This window comes from Streptomyces shenzhenensis, assembly GCF_021462265.1.
In the GTDB taxonomy this organism is placed as follows: domain Bacteria; phylum Actinomycetota; class Actinomycetes; order Streptomycetales; family Streptomycetaceae; genus Streptomyces; species Streptomyces shenzhenensis.
Map to the genome: position 1 here is coordinate 13,176 of NZ_JAJONF010000022.1, position 15,011 is coordinate 28,186.

Below are 15,011 nucleotides of genomic sequence, written 5' to 3' on the forward strand. Positions count from 1 at the left end.
ACTCTCGCGAAGGAAGCCAGGCATGCTTCAGCACCTCACGATCCCGCGCGGTCCCATCAACCTCGCCGCGGACCTCCACCTGCCCGACAACGCCGACAGCAGAGCACCGCTGCGCGCCGTGGTGCTCTCCACCCCAGGCAGCAGCGTGAAGGAGCAGATCGGCGCCAACTACGCCTCCCGTCTCGCCGCCCGCGGCATCGCGGCGCTCGTCCTCGACCCCGCCCATCAGGGCCAGAGCGAGGGCGAGCCCCGCGACCTCGAAGACCCCTACCGCCGCGGCGAGGACATCTCCTACGCCATCGACGTGCTCACCACGACCCCCGGCATCGGCCCGCAGCGCATCGGCGTCCTCGGCATCTGCGCCGGTGGAGGCTACGCCGTGCACACCGCCCGCACGGACCACCGCATCAAAGCGGTGGGTACGGTCGTCCCCGTCAACATCGGCAACGCGTTCCGCAGCTTCTCCCCCGACGGTCCGGCCGCAGCACTCGACGCCCTCGCGGACGCACGGACCGAAGAGGCCCGCTCCGGCGGGACGACCCGCGTGAACTGGCTGCCCGACACCCTCGAGGACGCCGCGGCAGCGGGCCTGACCGACATCGACACCACTCAGGCCGTCACCTACTACCGCACCGAGCGCGGCGGTAACGAACACTCCACGAACCGGCGCCTCCTGCGCAGCGACTCCCACCTGCTGGGCTACGACGCGTTCCACCTGGCCGATCAGCTCATGACCCAACCCCTGCAGGTCATCCTCGCCGGACGCATCGGCAACACCGGCTCCTACGACACCGGCATGCAGTTGTGGAAGCTGGCCCCCGACCCCGTCGACCTCATGGTGATCGACGGCGCCGGCCACTACGAGATGTACGACGAACCCGAATACGTCGACGCTGCCGTCGAACGACTCGTCAGCTTCTATGCGAACAACCTGTAAGGCATACGAACCGGCGAACCTATGCGGTCACAGCACTAGCCGGGGCTGCGTTCCGGACGGCCTGCAGCTCGGCCTCCTCGGCGTGGAACCGCCCGGTCAACTGGTCACGCGCGATCTGCCATTCGTGCTCCTCGACCCGCATGAAGTGCGCCTTCTCGCGGGTCTCGAGCATCGGCACCCCCGGCCGATCCGCGTGTCGCAGATGAGTACGCTGGGCGCGCCTCGGTAGGCGCGCACGCTGTCGAAGGCCGTGACGAGGGCGTCGACGTCGTTGCCGTCGACCCGGACGGCGTGCCAGCCGAACGCCTCCCACTTGGCGGTGACGGGCTCGGTGCGCAGAACACCCTGCGTCGGTCCGTCGGCCTGAAGGGCGTTGACGTCGACGATCGCGGTGATGTTGTCGAGTGCGTGGTGGGAGCAGGCGAGAGCCGTTTCCCAGGTGGAGCCCTCGTCCAGTTCTCCGTCCGACAGCAGGTTGTACACCCGCGCGTCACTGCCCTGGTGGCGCAGTCCGAGCGCCAGTCCGGTCGCGATGCCCAGGCCGTGCCCGAGGGACCCGCCGGATATCTCCATGCCCGGGGTGTAGGAGGCCATGCCCGACATGGGCAGGCGCGAGTCGTCACTTCCATAGGTGGCGAGTTCGGACTCGTCGAGGACGCCGGCCTCCGCGAGCGCCGCGTACAGGGCGATGGCGTAGTGGCCGATCGACAGCAGCAGACGGTCTCGCCCGGGCCACTCCGGGTCCTCGGGGGCGGTGGTTGAGGACGTCCTGGTAGACGACGGCGAGAATGTCGGCCACACCGAGTGCCTGACCGATGTAGCCCTGGCCCTGGACCTCGCCCATGTTCAGGGCGTTCAGCCTGATGCGGTAGGCGGACTCCCGCAGGGACCGCAGTCGCTCCGCCGGTGCGGCAGGTGGGCCGGTCCGCGGGTCTGCGGCCGAGGGGGCGGTGGTGGGGGTCACGTCGTTCCTGTCTTGAGTGGAGTCAGTGGAGTTGGGCGGCGGGAACGGTCACGCCGACCGCGGCCCGCGCCGCCAGATCGGCCTGGTGCCGCTCGAGGAGGTGCGGATCACGCGCAGGACACTGCTGGAACTGCCTGAGCCGGGGCCGCCCACGCCGCTGGCGGCCGGATCGGAGCTGCCGGTCAAGGCGGCCTACCAGGAGATCCTGGCAGTGTTCGCCGAGGCTGGCGGTCCGCTACCCGCGCGGGGTGTATGCGAGGCGATTGACCTGGACCTGGCTCCGAACAACATCAATCCCTGAACTGGGCCCACCGGCGCTGGTGCTATCGGCTGCTGTTCCGTTGATCTGCACTGTCAGGCATGAGGCGGGATTCCCAGGCCCAGGCAGTGATCTCGCTGCGGTTGCGGGCTCCGAGTTTGTTCTGGATCGCGGCGAGGTGGCCCTTCACGGTACTGACGGAGATGAACAGGGCGGCCGCGATCTCCTGGTTGGTGCGACCCCGGGCGACGGCGCGGACGACGTCGGTCTCCCGGTCGGTGAGCGCGGGGTCGGGCTGGTGGGCCGGGGAGGGATTGATGGAGGCGAGGTCGCGGAGCAGGCGCCGGGTGATCGACGGGGAGATCAGCGCGTCCCCGGTGCTGGCAGCCCGCACGGCGGCGGTGAAGAGGGTGGGGTCGCCGTCTTTGAGGACGAAGCCGAGGGCTCCGGCCTGGAGGGCGCCGTGGACGTACTCGTCGAGCCCGAAGGTGGTGACGATGACCACCCGGAGCGGGTCGGCGACGCCCGGGCCGGCGAGTGCGCGGGTGACGTCGATGCCGTCGAGGCGGGGCATCCGGATGTCGATGAGGCAGACGTCGGGCCGCAGTTGGCGGGCGAGGGCGACGGCCTCGGCGCCGTCGCGCGCTTCCGCGACGACGGTGATGTCGGGCTCGTCCTCCAGGATGAGGCGCAGGCTGGTGCGGATCATGGCCTGGTCGTCGGCGATCAGCACGCTGATGCTCACGGGCGGTCTCCGGCTTGCAGGGGCAGGGTGGCCCGTACCGACCAGCCGACGCCGGGCCGCGGACCGGCGTCGAGCGTACCGCCCAGTGCCTCGACGCGTTCGCGCATGCCGACCAGGCCGTAGCCGTCGCGCGTGGAGGCGTGGATCGCGGGGTGCGGCGGAACATCGTTGTCGATCTCGACGGTGAGGTCCGTGCTGTCCTGGGAGATGGTGACGGTGGCCGCGTGGGTGCCGCGGGCATGGCGGGCGATGTTGGTCAGAGACTCCTGGACGACCCGGTACACGGTGGTGGTGATGATGGGTGGCCAGGTCGGCGCCGCGGTGGGCAGACGGAGGTCGACGGCCGGTCCGCGCTCCTCGAAGCGGCGGACCAGGTCGACGAGTTGCTCCTGCCCGGCGGTGACGGCGGCGCCGTCCTCCTCGTCGCGGAGCAGGGCGACCACCCGTCGCATCGCGTCCATGGCGTCGGTGCCCGAGCGTTTGATGTCCGCCAGGGCGTCGCCGAGCTGGTCGGGCTGCTTGCGGAGCATGATCTGGGCGGCATGGGTGTGCATCACGATGCCGGACACGTGGTGGGCGACGACATCGTGCAACTCCCGTGCCAGAGCCAGTCGTTCGTCACGCCGTACGGCCTCGACGGTGGCCCAGCGGCGCTGCTCCAGTAGGCGCAGGACGAGCCCCGTGCCGAGGCCGGCTGACCAGCCCTGGACGCCCATGTGGACGCCCATGTGGAAGTGGGTGGCGGCCTGCGAAATGGTCACCAGCCAACCGAGTCCGGTGACCGCGAGCCCGGCCGCGGCGACCGCGACGGCCCGCCAGGGCGGCAGCGCCCGGACGGCGGAGCCGGCCAGGACGGCCAGCGCCAGGGAGGCGGCGACGCCGGGCTGACTGGTCAGGTACCCCATGGCGGCGACGAGGACGGCGGCAGCCGCGACGGACAGCCCGACGGCCGCGGCGACCAGCCGATCGCGCTCCCGGAGCAGCGCCGCTACGCACACCACCGCACCGATGCCGCAGTCGAGCAGCCAGCCCCGGTCACCCGGGTGGACGGCATGCCAGCAGGCCGTCGCCGCCAGCACCGCCGCGAAGGCCAGCCCGAGCAGCACGTCGATTCGCCTGGCGGCCAGTGCGGCCAGCCGTTCCATCACCCTCACGGTGCTCAGGCTAGGGAACCGGCCGCAACCGCGGCACCGGCCAAAAGGACCGCTCCGTGACGCCCGATCAGTACTTGTGGCCGTTACCGACTCCAGTCGGCGCGAGCAGGCTTGACGGCATGCAACGAGACCTCGACACACCCCGCGTCGCCCCGGGGCCCGCACCAGCCGGCAGGCGGACGTGAACCGGTCCATCTGGGCCCGCCTCCGATTGGAGCTGCGGGTCATCGGTATCGCCGCGCCGTTGACGGCACTGGCGGCAACGCTGGGCGGCGCGACCCTGGTGATCGTCATGCATGCCACCGGGGCCAGCGCGGAGCACCTCAACCTCGCCGCCGGCGCGGTCCTGGCGGGCCTCGCCCCGCTCGGCACCGCCATCACGGCCTCCTCGATCGTGGGGCGTGATCCCGGCGCCGAGCTGGTCGTGACCAGCACGGTCTACCGCCGGGTGCTGTTCCTGCGTGCCGGCCTGGTGGTGGCCCCAGCGGCCCTGGTCACGCTGTTGGACGCCGTCGTGTTCCGCGCCTTGAACGCCTGGCCCGCGGGGCAGGGCACAGGCGGTTACGTCCTGGTGTGGGCCCCGCCGATGCTCTGGCTGGTCGCACTGGCGATGCTCATCGCGATCGGCCTACGCAGCCCGGCCGCCGCAAGCGGCCTGATCGGGGGCCTGTGGCTGGCCCAGTACCTGATGACGCGCGCCATCCGGGACAACACGGTGCTGCGGGCGCAGTACATGTTCATGGGCGTCGGCACCAAGGTTTCGGCGCACGAATGGACCGTCAACCGAATCGCCCTGTCCGCCGTCGGCGTCGTCGCCGTGATCGCGGCCGGTCTGCTACTGGGGCGTCCCGAACGATTTGTGGGGAGCGATACCGCATGACCACCGTCCTTCAGCGAACCGCCCCGCCGACGGCAGCTCGCACCTGGTGGGCGAAGACCGTCGCGGCCGCCCGCTACGAGTACCTGATGCAGGTGCGCCGCCCGGCGGTCTGGCTGGTCGTGATCGGGCTGATCGCGCTGCGCTGCGCATCGCTCTTCCCGCCCGGCTTCACCAGCACCACGGACCACGACACGCTGGTCGCGGACTGGGCGAACAACTTCATCCAGCTGTGCCCGATCGGCGTCGGCGCCGTCCTCGCCGACCGCGCCCGGCGGGAGGCCCGGCTGGGGTTGGACGACCTCCTGACCTCGACGCCCACCGGCATCGGCCCGCGCCTGTGGGGCAAGGCCATCGGCGCCGGCGCGGCGACCATCACACCGGTCGCCGTCGCCTGGGTGGGCCTTCTCGGCTACCTGACCGCCCAGCGCGGCGCTGGGGTGATCCCGGTCGGCCTCGCGGCGTTCGCCGCCATCATCCTTCCCGGGCTGGTCTTCATCTCGGCCTGCTCGGTCACCATCCCGTATCTGACCGGGCCCGTGCTGTACCGGCTCGGTGTGTTCGGCTACTGGATCTGGGGCAACATGGTCGGCCCGCGCTTCGGGATCCCCACCCCCGCCGGCACGCCCTTCGAAGCCATCGGCGAGTACCCGGCCGGTGCCTGGTTCCACGGCTTCTTGTCCGACGCCAGGGAGCGGGGAATCACCCCGACCGGCGGCGAGGCCGTCCTCAGCATCGCCTTCCTGCTGCTCATGGCGCTCGCCGCCCTCGTGACTACCCAGCTCGTGCTCACCAAGAGGAGCCCGTCATGACCGCGCCCAACGTGACCATCACCGATCTGACCGTCACCTTCCGGCGCGGACAGGTCCGCGCCCTCGACAGCGTCAACCTGCGCCTGCCCGCCGGTATGGTCGGCCTGCTCGGCCCCAACGGAGCCGGCAAGACCACCTTCATGCGGGTCCTGACCGGGGTGCTGCTGCCGACCTCGGGCACCATCGCGGTGGACGGCACCGAGCTCACGTCGCGCAGCCAGCGCCGAGAGGTCAAGGCCACCACCGGCTACCTCCCCCAGGAGCTCGGCCTGTACTCGGACTTGACGGCCCGCCAGTTCCTCGACTACATGGCGCTGCTCAAGGGCATCACCGGCCGGCGCGCCCGCCGCGCCCGCGTCAATGAGGTCCTCGAACTGGTCTCGCTCAGCGATGTCGCCAACCGGAAGGTAAAGGGCTACTCGGGCGGCATGAAGCGCCGCGTGGGCATCGCCCAGGCCATCCTGAACGACCCCCGGCTGCTGATCGTCGACGAACCCACCGTGGGACTGGACCCCGAGGAGCGGCTGCGGTTCCGCAGCCTGCTCGCCAGGCTGGCCGGCGACCGGACGGTACTGCTCTCCACCCACATCGTCGACGACATCGTGCAGACCTGCCCGAACGTCGTGGTGATCGAGCGCGGGCACGTCGCCTTCCAGGGCGCCATCGGTGACCTCGCCACCCGTGCCGAGGCCATGGTGTGGCACGTCACCCAGCCGGCCACCGCCGTGCCACCCGACCTGCCCACCGTCAACGTCACCCCCGGCATGGCCGGCACCACCTACCGGGTCATCAGTTCCACCGCCCCCGCCCCGGATGCGGAAAGCGTCAGCGCCACCGTCGAGGACGGCTACATCGCCCTGATGCACGACATCGCCCCGGAGCGGGCCAGCGCCAATCTCCGCGTCATCTGACCCCAGCCCCGCCGATACGAAGGACCAGAAGATGTCCCAGCAGCCACTCGCCGCCGTCCTGGCCGCCGCCAACGACACCGGCTCCCACCCCGGCCCTGCCTACTTCGTGTTCTGGGCCCTCGTCATCGCCGCCATCGTCGGCGCTCCCATCTACGTCCTCCGTCTGGTGCGCAGCCGCCGCAACTGCCGTTGAACAACTGCCTGAGCACACGGCGGTTGGCGCCTCGCGTGGCGCTCGGATGGACCCTGCCCACAAGCGCCTCCCCAGAGAGCTCCTCCTCGACCGGGGGCAACAGAACGTCGCCGGTGTCGTGCTGTGGGCGCGGACCGGTCGGTCCGCGCCCACACCAATGGGCCGTGATCTGCGCTCGCGTGCACTTACTCGTTTGCAGCGGGGGTGCTGCTGGCGAATGCTGACGTACTGCTCGGGCTCCCACTCGGGCGAGGCGACCAGCTGGTCTTCGCATCCATATCTCTGCCATGCCCTTCTTGTGGTGGGCGGGACGGCTGTACGCCTCACCGGTAGCCAGGACGCGCCCGACGTCGTGACGGGTGCCGGAGTGCGGTTCTTGGAGCCTGATGGTCGGCCGGGGCCGGGCCGGGTCGGTTTCGGTGCACGTGCTGGCCATGGGTCTTCGTGTGGAGGTTCCTGAACCCGCGTCGAACGCAGGCGGGCGTAAGTTTGTTCGATTCGGCCGGTCTCTCCCAAGGGCGGCTGCGGCGTGCAGGCTCTGCGTGTCGAGCACCCCAGGCTGGGGTCGGCTGATCGGCCCCTCTTCTTGCGGACCTGCCAGCGCAGCAGGTCGTGAATGACCTGGTCGGTGCCGTCATTGCGCCACGTGTAGAAGTAGTACTTCACCGCGCCGCTCGGCGGAAGGTCGTGCGGGAGGTAGTCCCACTGGCAGCCGGTCCGGGACTGATGGAGCAGCGCGTTGACGATCTCCCGAATCTCGTAGCGGCCCTCGTGGCCGCTGACGGAGGGGCGCTGGGCCTTCCAGGCGGTGATCACGGGCTCGATCAGCGCCCAGCGTTCATCGGATGAATCGCTCTTGTAGGGCTTGCGGTTACTCACCCAGCCTCCTCAGCACGGCACTGGCCCGGCGACCTGCCACGGACGGCAAGGCCACACGTTCAGGCGACGACAGAACAGATATCAGCTCACATTCCGCCCCCTCAGAACCGGATGGCCAGGGCGAAGGGCAATCACATGCCCGTGCTGGTGGACATCCCCGCCTGGCGCGCATGCGGCATCGACATCCGACGCATTGTGTCCGATCCCCCAGACTGGCCTTCAGGGGCAAGATGGCCCCTGTCTCACGCCGGGCCAAGCCGTACTCGCCCGCGTGGACCCTTGAAGCCACCACTCCCGAGATCTACTTGACAGTCGATGCCGACGACCTGCTCCACCACTGACCGACGTCGAGGCCCCGGCACGGTGAAGTACGCAGACCGTGCAGGCACACGCTGCACAAGGCCCCATCGCCGCTGGGGGCGCCCTGGACCATACTGGGCCTTCCGGCTGCATCAACGGGCATAAGCGTCCAACAGTCATCATTGGCACAGGTCAGCAGGCCCAACGGTATCCGCGCCACACGCTGCCTCAGGGCCAAGTCGGCGCGATGCCAGACGTCGGTCGCGGCCAGCCTTCGGGAGGTTGCGTCCCATGGAGGGGTGCACCGACAGCTACTCCACGAGGCGCCCCGCCACCATCCTCTGTCCGGGACGCACTAGAAAGCCACAGGTCAGACCATGCACCCGCACCACCGGCCCGCCATCTGTGGCGCACCTTGACTGGGTCAAGGTGCGCCACAGCCCCTTCAAAATGCACTGGTCCCCAAGCGGTCCCCAAGAATGATCAAGGGGCCGCTTCAGATCTCCTCTGAAACGGCCCCTGACCTGCGACTTCGTAAAGTCGGGACGACAGGATTTGAACCTGCGACCCCTTGACCCCCAGTCAAGTGCGCTACCAAGCTGCGCCACGTCCCGATGCCGTTTGACCTGGGGTTTCCCCGGGCGAAACGCGCAAGGAAACAATACCGCACTCGGCTCGGTGATCGCGCACGCCTTTCGTCCGGGCCGGCCGCGGCGGGGCCAGGGGGTGATCAGCTTCCGCCCGGCAGCCCCAACTGCGGGTAGGCGTCCAGAAGTCGCTGCGGGGCCGCCTGCCTCCAGGAATCGGCCAGGATGTCGCGCAGTTCGCCCTCGTCCTCCAGGGCGGCGAGCCGGACCCGGACCCAGGCGAACTGGGCCTCGTGATCGGCGATCCAGAACTTGCCCGGCTCGGCGAGCACCAGTTCGTCGCGCTCCTCCTTGGGGCAGCGCACGGCGATGGAGGTCTCGTCCTCGGGCAGTGTGGCGAACATCTTCCCGGCCACCCGGAAGGTGGGCATACTCCAGGCGATCTTCTCGCTGGTGTCCGGCAGGGAAAGGGCGGCACGGCGTACGTCTTCGGCTTCCGGCATGCCCCGAACCGTAGCCCCTGCCACTGACAGTCACCTGGCCGGAGCACCAACGCGCTTGTAGTAGAGGGTCGTCGGCCGCAGCACGCCGGAGGGGTCCGCGGCGTAGTCGGGGATGACACCGGCGCGGGTCCATCCCGCGGAGCGGTAGAGGCGTTCGGCGGGGCTGTCCGTCTCGGTGTCCAGGTGCAGCAGGGTGATCCCGGCGGCGGCCGCGGCCTCCTCGGCGACGGCCAGCAGTCCGCGGGCGACACCGCGGCCGCGGGCGTCGCGGTGGACCATCAGCTTCACCAGTTCCGCGCGGTGCCGGCTGTTGGGTTTGCCGGGGAACGGGAAGCTGAGCCCGACGGTGCCGACGACCCGGCCGCCGGCGTCCAGTGCCACCCACACGGCAAGGTCCCCGGCGGCCACCGCGGCCGCCCGCCCCGCCCACCAGGTGACGGCCTCCTCCGGGTCCAGCGGCGCGAGGAACCCCAGGGACGCCCCGGCGTTCACGGTGTCGGCCAGCAGCCCGGCCAACTCCACTGCCCAATCCCGGAGTTGTGCCTCCCCCAGCCGCAGCGTCCTCATGGCCGCACCACCGCCAGAACGTACCGGGCCTCGCGCGGCCCGGCGCAGCGGAACCGGGTCGGTCCCCACACCCGCAGCCGCAGGCAGTCACCGGTTTCCAGTACGTGCTCGACGCCGTCCGCGGTCACGCCGAGCCTGCCCTCCAGCATCCAGATGTGCTGCTCCAGGCCGGGCACCGGCGGCCGGTCGTAGGCGATGTCCGCGCCCTGCGCGAGCCGGCCCTCGACGAGTTCGCCGCGCAGTGCGCCGTGCGGCGGCGACACGGACCGGCGTACGAAACCGGAGGCCAGGTCCTCCCACACCGGCTGCTCGGCGGCGCGCAGCACCGGGGCGGGTTCCGCCTCGACCTCGCTGAGCAGCTGGGACATGGTCCGGCCGTAGACGCCGCAGAGGCGGTTGAGAAGGGCTGCCGTGGGGCTGGTCTCGGCCCGCTCGGCCCGCGACAGGGTGGACTTGCTGACTCCGCTGCGCTCCGCCAGCTCCCCCAGCGACCAGCCGCGCTCGGTCCGCAGCTCGACGAGCCGGGCGCCGAGGCGGGCGTCCACGGGGTCGGGGGTGACGGTCACCTCTCGTTTCATATCCGGGACGATATCCCCGATATGAAACGGCCAGGTTAACTGCCCGCGCTCACAGCCGTGCCGCCTCGCCCAGGGCCGTGAGCACCGGGCGGATCAGCGGATGGCCCTCGGCTCCTTGCCGTACGGCCGCGAAGACGCGGCGGGTCGGAGCGACGCCGTCGACGGGGCGTACGACGACTCCGGTCAGGTCCATGCCGCGCAGCGCCGAGCGCGGGACCAGGGCCACGCCCGCGTCGGCCGCGGCCAGGGCCACCACGGCACGGAAGTCGTCGGAGGAGTGTTCGAGGCGGGGCTGGAAGCCGGCGCTCTCGCAGGCCAGGACGACCACGTCGTGGCAGGGGTTGCCGGGGTAGGGGCCGATCCAGGTGTCCTTGGCCAGCTCGGCGAGGGGGACCTCGGGGCTGTCGGCGAGGCGGTGGTGGAGCGGGACGACGGCGTCGAAGGGCTCGGCGTACAGGGGTACGTGGGTGAGCCGGGGGTCGTCGGCGGGCGGGGCCCCCCGGTACTCGACGGCGACCGCGACGTCGACCTGCCGGTCCAGGACCATCGGGAGGCTGGCGTCGCCCTCGGCGTCCTGGACGCGGATGCGGATGCCTGGGGCGGTGCGGGCGAGGCGGGCCAGGGCCGGGGCGACCACCTGGGCGATGCCGGTGGCGAAGGCGGCGACGGTGACCGTGCCGGCCTCGCCGGAGCCGTACGCGGCCAGTTCGGCCTCGGCCCGCTCCAGCTGGGCGAGGACCGCGTTGGTGTGGGCGAGCAGGATCTCGCCGGCGGGGGTCAGCCGTACGCCCTTGGCGCTGCGCTCGACCAGACGGTGGCCGGTCTCCTGCTCCAGGGCCGCCAGTTGCTGGGAGACGGCCGACGGCGTGAGATACAGCGCGGCGGCAGCCGCCGTCACCGTACGGTGGTCGGCCACCGCACGGAGGATGTGGAGCCGCCGCGCCTCGATCATGAGATTGATTATCGCAATATGTCGGGGCCGCCCGGACCGTCGGCCCTGCTCAGCCCGTCAGACTTGCTGGCCCGCCGGACCTGCTCGGCCCGCCGGTCCCGCTGAGCCCCCGGTCCCGCTCAGCCAGCCAGCTCGGCCCGGGCCGCGACGAAGGCGTCCACCGCGCGGTTGACGTCGTCCGTCGAGTGGGCCGCGGACAGCTGGACCCGGATCCGGGCCTGGCCCTGCGGGACCACCGGGTACGAGAAGCCGATCACGTACACGCCGCGCTCCAGCAGCAGCTCGGCCATCCGGGCGGCCTCGGCCGCGTCGCCGATCATCACGGGGGCGATGGCGTGGTCGCCGGGGAGGATGTCGAAGCCCTCCTCGGTCATCCGGCGCCGGAACAGGGCGGTGTTCTCGGCGAGGTGGACCCGCAGGTCGTCCGCCGCCTCCAGCAGGTCGAGGACCTTCAGCGAGGCCGCCGCGATCACCGGGGCGAGGGTGTTCGAGAAGAGGTAGGGACGGGAGCGCTGGCGGAGCAGGGCGACGATCTCGGCGCGGGCGGCCACGTAGCCGCCGGAGGCGCCGCCGAGGGCCTTGCCGAGGGTGCCGGTGACGATGTCGACGCGGTCCGCCACGCCGTGCAGCTCGGGGGTGCCGCGGCCGGACGGGCCGACGAAGCCGACGGCGTGCGAGTCGTCGACCATGACCATCGCGTCGTAGCGGTCGGCGAGGTCGCAGATCTCGCCGAGCGGCGCCACGTAGCCGTCCATGGAGAACACGCCGTCGGTGACGACCAGCCGGCGCCGGGCGCCCTGTGCCTCCTTCAACTGCTGTTCCAGGTCGGCGAGATCGCGGTTGGCGTAGCGGAGGCGGCGGGCCTTGGAGAGGCGGATGCCGTCGATGATCGAGGCGTGGTTGAGGGCGTCGGAGATCACCGCGTCCTCCTCGCCGAGGAGGGTCTCGAAGACACCGCCGTTGGCGTCGAAGCAGGAGGAGTAGAGGATCGTGTCCTCCTGGCCGAGGAACGCGGACAGGCGCGCCTCCAGTTCCTTGTGGACCTCCTGGGTGCCGCAGATGAAGCGGACGGAGGCCATCCCGTAGCCCCAGCGGTCCAGGGCCTGGTGGGCGGCGGCGATCACCTCGGGGTGGTCGGCGAGGCCGAGGTAGTTGTTGGCGCAGAAGTTGAGGACCTCGCCGGGGCGGCCGCCGGAGGTGACGTCGACGGTCGCGGACTGGGGGCTGCCGATGACCCGCTCGGGCTTGTGCAGGCCGGCGGCACGGATCTCGTCGAGGGTGGCGCGCAGGTCGTCGCGCACGGAGTCGAACATCATCAGTCCTTGGGTGTCGTCAGTGGGTCCAGTCGAGGATGACCTTGCCGCCGCGGCCGCTCGCCGCGTCGGCGAAGGCCGCCTCGAAGTCGCGGTAGCCGTAGCGGCCGGTGATCACGGGGGCGAGGTCGAGACCGCCCTCCAGCAGGACCGACATGGCGTACCAGGTCTCGAACATCTCGCGGCCGTAGATGCCCTTGATGGTGATCATCGAGGTGACGATCCGGGCCCAGTCCACGGGGAACTCCTGTGCGGGCAGGCCGAGCACGGCGATACGGCCGCCGTGTGTCATGTTGGCGATCATGTCGCGCATGGCCTCGGGCCGGCCGGACATCTCCAGGCCGATGTCGAAGCCCTCGCGCAGCCCCAGCTCCCGCTGCCCGTCGGCGATCTCGGCCTGCGACACGTCCAGGGCGAGGCTCACGCCGATCTTGCGGGCGAGTTCGAGCCGCTCCTCGCTGACGTCGGTGATCACGACATGGCGGGCGCCCGCGTGCCGGGCCACCGCGGCGGCCATGAGGCCGATCGGTCCCGCCCCGGTGATCAGGACGTCCTCGCCGACCAGCGGGAAGGAGAGCGCGGTGTGCACGGCGTTGCCGAACGGGTCGAAGATCGCGGCCACGTCGAGGTCGACGGGGACCCGGTGCACCCAGACGTTGCCGGCGGGCAGCGCGACGTACTCGGCGAACGCGCCGTCCCGGCCGACGCCGAGGCCGACCGTGGCCCGGCACAGATGGCGCCGCCCGGCCTGGCAGTTGCGGCACTTGCCGCAGACCAGGTGTCCCTCGCCGCTGACCCGGTCGCCCGCCTTGACGTCGCTGACGTCCCGGCCGGTCGCCACGACCTCGCCGACGAACTCGTGCCCGACCACGAGCGGGGTGCTGATGGCCTGCCGGGCCCAGCCGTCCCATGCCCGGATGTGCAGATCGGTGCCGCAGATGCCGGTCCGCAGGACCTTGATGAGCACGTCACCGGGTCCGACCGCGGGCTCCGGCACGTCCGTGAGCCACAGCCCGGGCTCCGCCTTCTCCTTGACCAGCGCCTTCAACGCTACGGCTCCTGTGCGTGAGGCCCCGGCCGCGGGGGCGCCGAGGCGGCCCGCGGCCGGGGAGGGGGTGGAATCTCACAGCAATCTGCCGCACCCGGGGGCGCCGGTCCATCGAGGATTTCTTAAGCGCCGCCACAGCTGCGCTTCACACCGCCCGCAACGCCCGGCAGGACACGGTCAGTCGAGGCGGGAGACCTGGTAGTGGGCGATGTACCAGTCCTCGCCCGACCGGGTGACGAGGACGGAGAGCTTCACCTCCAGCGGGGGCCGGTCCGTGAAGGAGAACTCGACGGCCAGGTAGCCGAGGACGACGCCGTCGGCGGGCCGCCGGGTCTCCAGGACGCGGTACGCCGCCTTCATCCCGAGGGGCTGGGAGTCGTAGTACGCGGCGACGCCCTGCCGTCCGACGCTGTAGGGGTGCAGCCCCTGGAAGACGGCGTCCTCGGTGAACTGGGCGGCGACGCGCTCGGGTTGGTGCGCGTCGACGGCCTCCTTCCACCTGTCGAGCACCCCGGTCAGGATCGCCGTGTCGTCCGTCGTGCTGGTCATGTCCGCTCCTCCTTCGTGTGCCCTGGTGACCTGCTCGAGTGAGCGCCGTGCCGTCAGTGTCCGGCGCTCATGCCGCCGTCGACGTGCAGGATCTCGCCGGTGACGAACGGCGCGGTCTCCAGGAAGAGGACCGCGTCGACGATGTCGCTCACTTCACCCATCCGGCCGACCGGGTGCAGCGCGGCGAGGAACTCGTGGGTCTCGGCCGGGTGCATCGGAGTCTTGATGGTGCCGGGCGACACCGCGTTGACGCGGATGCCGCGGGTGGCGTACTCGATCGCCAGGGACTTCGTCGCGGACTGCAGGCCGCCCTTGGTCAGCGAGGCGAGGACCGAGGGGACCCGGGCGTCCGCGCTGTCGACCAGGCTGGTGGTGACGCTGACGATGTGTCCGCCGCCCTGGGCGAGCAGGTGCGGGAGGGCCTGCTGGGTGAGGTGGAAGAAGCCGGCGACGTTGATGCCGGTCACGGCGGCGTAGTCCTCGGCGGTGTAGTCGGTGAAGGGCTTCGCGACGAAGACGCCGGCGTTGTTGACCACGGTGTCGACACGGCCGAACCGCTCGACGGCGGCGGCCACCACCCGCTCGGCGGTCGCCGGGTCGGCGATGTCGCCCTGGACGGTCAGGACGCCGGCGTCGTCGGTGGGGGCGATGGTGCGCGAGGTGGCGACGACCGCGAAGCCGAGCTTGCGGTAGCCCTCGACGATGGCGGCGCCGATGCCCTGCGAGGCACCGCTGACGATCGCGACCTTCTGCTGCTGCGTGCTCATGGTGACCTTCTCTGTAGTGGCTGACCGATCACTAGCCGACCGGTCGACTATTTGGAAGGTAGGCCGCCCCGGCCCAGGGCGCCAGGATCGGTTTCCTCCCGGTTGGGAGGCTGGGC

The 15,011-nt window shown here is 70.9% G+C and carries 17 protein-coding genes, 1 tRNA gene and 2 pseudogenes; 6 read left to right on the top strand and 14 right to left on the bottom strand.

Translation table 11 applies throughout. From position 1 onward, the window contains the following. Nucleotides 1-22: 22 nt before the first annotated feature. Nucleotides 23-937, top strand: coding sequence for an alpha/beta hydrolase (locus LQ326_RS26140; protein ID WP_234540254.1), 915 nt, complete (start codon nt 23-25; stop codon nt 935-937). 96 nt (nt 938-1,033) lie between these two features. Here the strand turns inward: LQ326_RS26140 and LQ326_RS26145 are convergent, their stop codons facing one another. Continuing rightward, nucleotides 1,034-1,738: a thiamine pyrophosphate-binding protein gene (locus tag LQ326_RS26145; RefSeq protein ID WP_234540256.1), complete on the bottom strand. Its 705-nt coding sequence runs from the start codon at nt 1,736-1,738 to the stop codon at nt 1,034-1,036. 188 nt (nt 1,739-1,926) lie between these two features. Here LQ326_RS26145 and LQ326_RS26150 point away from each other — a divergent pair, with 188 nt between their 5' ends. Beyond that, on the top strand, nt 1,927-2,202 hold the full coding sequence (locus LQ326_RS26150; RefSeq protein WP_234540258.1) for a hypothetical protein: 276 nt from the start codon (nt 1,927-1,929) through the stop codon (nt 2,200-2,202). Between the two features lie 22 nt (nt 2,203-2,224). On the opposite strand, the gene LQ326_RS26155 is transcribed toward LQ326_RS26150, so the two are convergent. After that, nucleotides 2,225-2,869, bottom strand: coding sequence for a response regulator (locus LQ326_RS26155; RefSeq protein ID WP_234540450.1), 645 nt, complete (start codon nt 2,867-2,869; stop codon nt 2,225-2,227). A gap of 32 nt (nt 2,870-2,901) precedes the next feature. Then, nucleotides 2,902-4,050 carry a sensor histidine kinase gene (locus tag LQ326_RS26160; RefSeq protein ID WP_234540451.1) on the bottom strand — a complete coding sequence of 383 codons (1,149 nt, stop codon included), beginning with the start codon at nt 4,048-4,050 and terminating at the stop codon, nt 2,902-2,904. Nucleotides 4,051-4,240: 190 nt separating this feature from the next. On the opposite strand from LQ326_RS26160, the gene LQ326_RS26165 reads away from it, so the two are divergent. Genes LQ326_RS26165 through LQ326_RS26180 form a run of 4 tightly spaced genes read left to right on the top strand, consistent with a single transcriptional unit; the run spans nt 4,241 to nt 6,852 of the window. Next, nucleotides 4,241-4,939 (top strand): hypothetical protein, encoded by a 699-nt coding sequence (locus LQ326_RS26165; RefSeq protein ID WP_234540260.1) that lies wholly within the window; start codon nt 4,241-4,243, stop codon nt 4,937-4,939. Continuing rightward, complete coding sequence (locus tag LQ326_RS26170; RefSeq protein ID WP_234540262.1) at nt 4,936-5,748, top strand: hypothetical protein; 813 nt, start codon at nt 4,936-4,938, stop codon at nt 5,746-5,748. The genes LQ326_RS26165 and LQ326_RS26170 overlap by 4 nt, the downstream gene beginning before the upstream one ends. Continuing rightward, complete coding sequence (locus LQ326_RS26175) at nt 5,745-6,659, top strand: ABC transporter ATP-binding protein (protein WP_234540265.1); 915 nt, start codon at nt 5,745-5,747, stop codon at nt 6,657-6,659. The genes LQ326_RS26170 and LQ326_RS26175 overlap by 4 nt, the downstream gene beginning before the upstream one ends. A 31-nt stretch (nt 6,660-6,690) precedes the next feature. Further along, complete coding sequence (locus tag LQ326_RS26180) at nt 6,691-6,852, top strand: hypothetical protein (protein ID WP_234540267.1); 162 nt, start codon at nt 6,691-6,693, stop codon at nt 6,850-6,852. A gap of 310 nt (nt 6,853-7,162) precedes the next feature. Here LQ326_RS26180 and LQ326_RS26185 read toward each other — a convergent pair. The 11 genes and pseudogenes from LQ326_RS26185 to LQ326_RS26235 form a co-directional block, all read right to left on the bottom strand. Next, a pseudogene (locus tag LQ326_RS26185) lies at nt 7,163-7,373 on the bottom strand (NF041680 family putative transposase); the annotation flags it as partial. 154 nt (nt 7,374-7,527) lie between these two features. Next, nucleotides 7,528-7,731 (bottom strand): annotated as a pseudogene (locus LQ326_RS48785) (transposase); the annotation flags it as partial. Between the two features lie 840 nt (nt 7,732-8,571). Next, nucleotides 8,572-8,645, bottom strand: a tRNA-Pro gene (locus LQ326_RS26195). A gap of 116 nt (nt 8,646-8,761) precedes the next feature. Then, a complete protein-coding gene (locus tag LQ326_RS26200) occupies nt 8,762-9,121 on the bottom strand; it encodes an MmcQ/YjbR family DNA-binding protein (protein WP_234540269.1) in 360 nt (119 codons plus the stop codon). Between the two features lie 30 nt (nt 9,122-9,151). Then, entirely contained in the window at nt 9,152-9,688 is a 537-nt protein-coding gene (locus LQ326_RS26205; RefSeq protein ID WP_234540270.1) for a GNAT family N-acetyltransferase, read from the bottom strand. Then, complete coding sequence (locus LQ326_RS26210) at nt 9,685-10,266, bottom strand: helix-turn-helix domain-containing protein (RefSeq protein ID WP_234540272.1); 582 nt, start codon at nt 10,264-10,266, stop codon at nt 9,685-9,687. Before LQ326_RS26210 ends, LQ326_RS26205 begins: the two co-directional genes overlap by 4 nt. Before the next feature lie 49 nt (nt 10,267-10,315). After that, the gene (locus LQ326_RS26215) at nt 10,316-11,218 is read right to left on the bottom strand and encodes a LysR family transcriptional regulator (RefSeq protein WP_234540274.1); all 903 of its coding nucleotides are present in this window, start codon (nt 11,216-11,218) and stop codon (nt 10,316-10,318) included. Nucleotides 11,219-11,337: 119 nt separating this feature from the next. After that, nucleotides 11,338-12,531, bottom strand: a complete 1,194-nt coding sequence (locus LQ326_RS26220; RefSeq protein WP_234540453.1) for a glycine C-acetyltransferase — start codon at nt 12,529-12,531, stop codon at nt 11,338-11,340. Nucleotides 12,532-12,550: 19 nt separating this feature from the next. Then, nucleotides 12,551-13,579 (bottom strand): L-threonine 3-dehydrogenase, encoded by a 1,029-nt coding sequence (gene tdh, locus LQ326_RS26225; RefSeq protein WP_234540276.1) that lies wholly within the window; start codon nt 13,577-13,579, stop codon nt 12,551-12,553. A gap of 177 nt (nt 13,580-13,756) precedes the next feature. Next, the gene (locus LQ326_RS26230; RefSeq protein ID WP_234540278.1) at nt 13,757-14,128 is read right to left on the bottom strand and encodes a YybH family protein; all 372 of its coding nucleotides are present in this window, start codon (nt 14,126-14,128) and stop codon (nt 13,757-13,759) included. Nucleotides 14,129-14,181: 53 nt separating this feature from the next. Continuing rightward, on the bottom strand, nt 14,182-14,895 hold the full coding sequence (locus LQ326_RS26235; RefSeq protein ID WP_234540280.1) for an SDR family NAD(P)-dependent oxidoreductase: 714 nt from the start codon (nt 14,893-14,895) through the stop codon (nt 14,182-14,184). Nucleotides 14,896-15,011: the final 116 nt, after the last annotated feature.

Bases quoted from the DNA above. Each gene is read 5' to 3' on its own strand.
- LQ326_RS26140 (WP_234540254.1), top strand. From the start codon at position 23: ATGCTTCAGCACCTCACGATCCCGCGCGGTCCCATCAACCTCGCCGCG.
- LQ326_RS26155 (WP_234540450.1), bottom strand. From the start codon at position 2,869: ATGATCCGCACCAGCCTGCGCCTCATCCTGGAGGACGAGCCCGACATC.
- LQ326_RS26160 (WP_234540451.1), bottom strand. From the start codon at position 4,050: ATGGAACGGCTGGCCGCACTGGCCGCCAGGCGAATCGACGTGCTGCTC.
- LQ326_RS26170 (WP_234540262.1), top strand. From the start codon at position 4,936: ATGACCACCGTCCTTCAGCGAACCGCCCCGCCGACGGCAGCTCGCACC.
- LQ326_RS26175 (WP_234540265.1), top strand. From the start codon at position 5,745: ATGACCGCGCCCAACGTGACCATCACCGATCTGACCGTCACCTTCCGG.
- LQ326_RS26180 (WP_234540267.1), top strand. From the start codon at position 6,691: ATGTCCCAGCAGCCACTCGCCGCCGTCCTGGCCGCCGCCAACGACACC.
- LQ326_RS26200 (WP_234540269.1), bottom strand. From the start codon at position 9,121: ATGCCGGAAGCCGAAGACGTACGCCGTGCCGCCCTTTCCCTGCCGGAC.
- LQ326_RS26205 (WP_234540270.1), bottom strand. From the start codon at position 9,688: ATGAGGACGCTGCGGCTGGGGGAGGCACAACTCCGGGATTGGGCAGTG.
- LQ326_RS26210 (WP_234540272.1), bottom strand. From the start codon at position 10,266: ATGAAACGAGAGGTGACCGTCACCCCCGACCCCGTGGACGCCCGCCTC.
- LQ326_RS26215 (WP_234540274.1), bottom strand. From the start codon at position 11,218: ATGATCGAGGCGCGGCGGCTCCACATCCTCCGTGCGGTGGCCGACCAC.
- LQ326_RS26220 (WP_234540453.1), bottom strand. From the start codon at position 12,531: ATGTTCGACTCCGTGCGCGACGACCTGCGCGCCACCCTCGACGAGATC.
- LQ326_RS26230 (WP_234540278.1), bottom strand. From the start codon at position 14,128: ATGACCAGCACGACGGACGACACGGCGATCCTGACCGGGGTGCTCGAC.
- LQ326_RS26235 (WP_234540280.1), bottom strand. From the start codon at position 14,895: ATGAGCACGCAGCAGCAGAAGGTCGCGATCGTCAGCGGTGCCTCGCAG.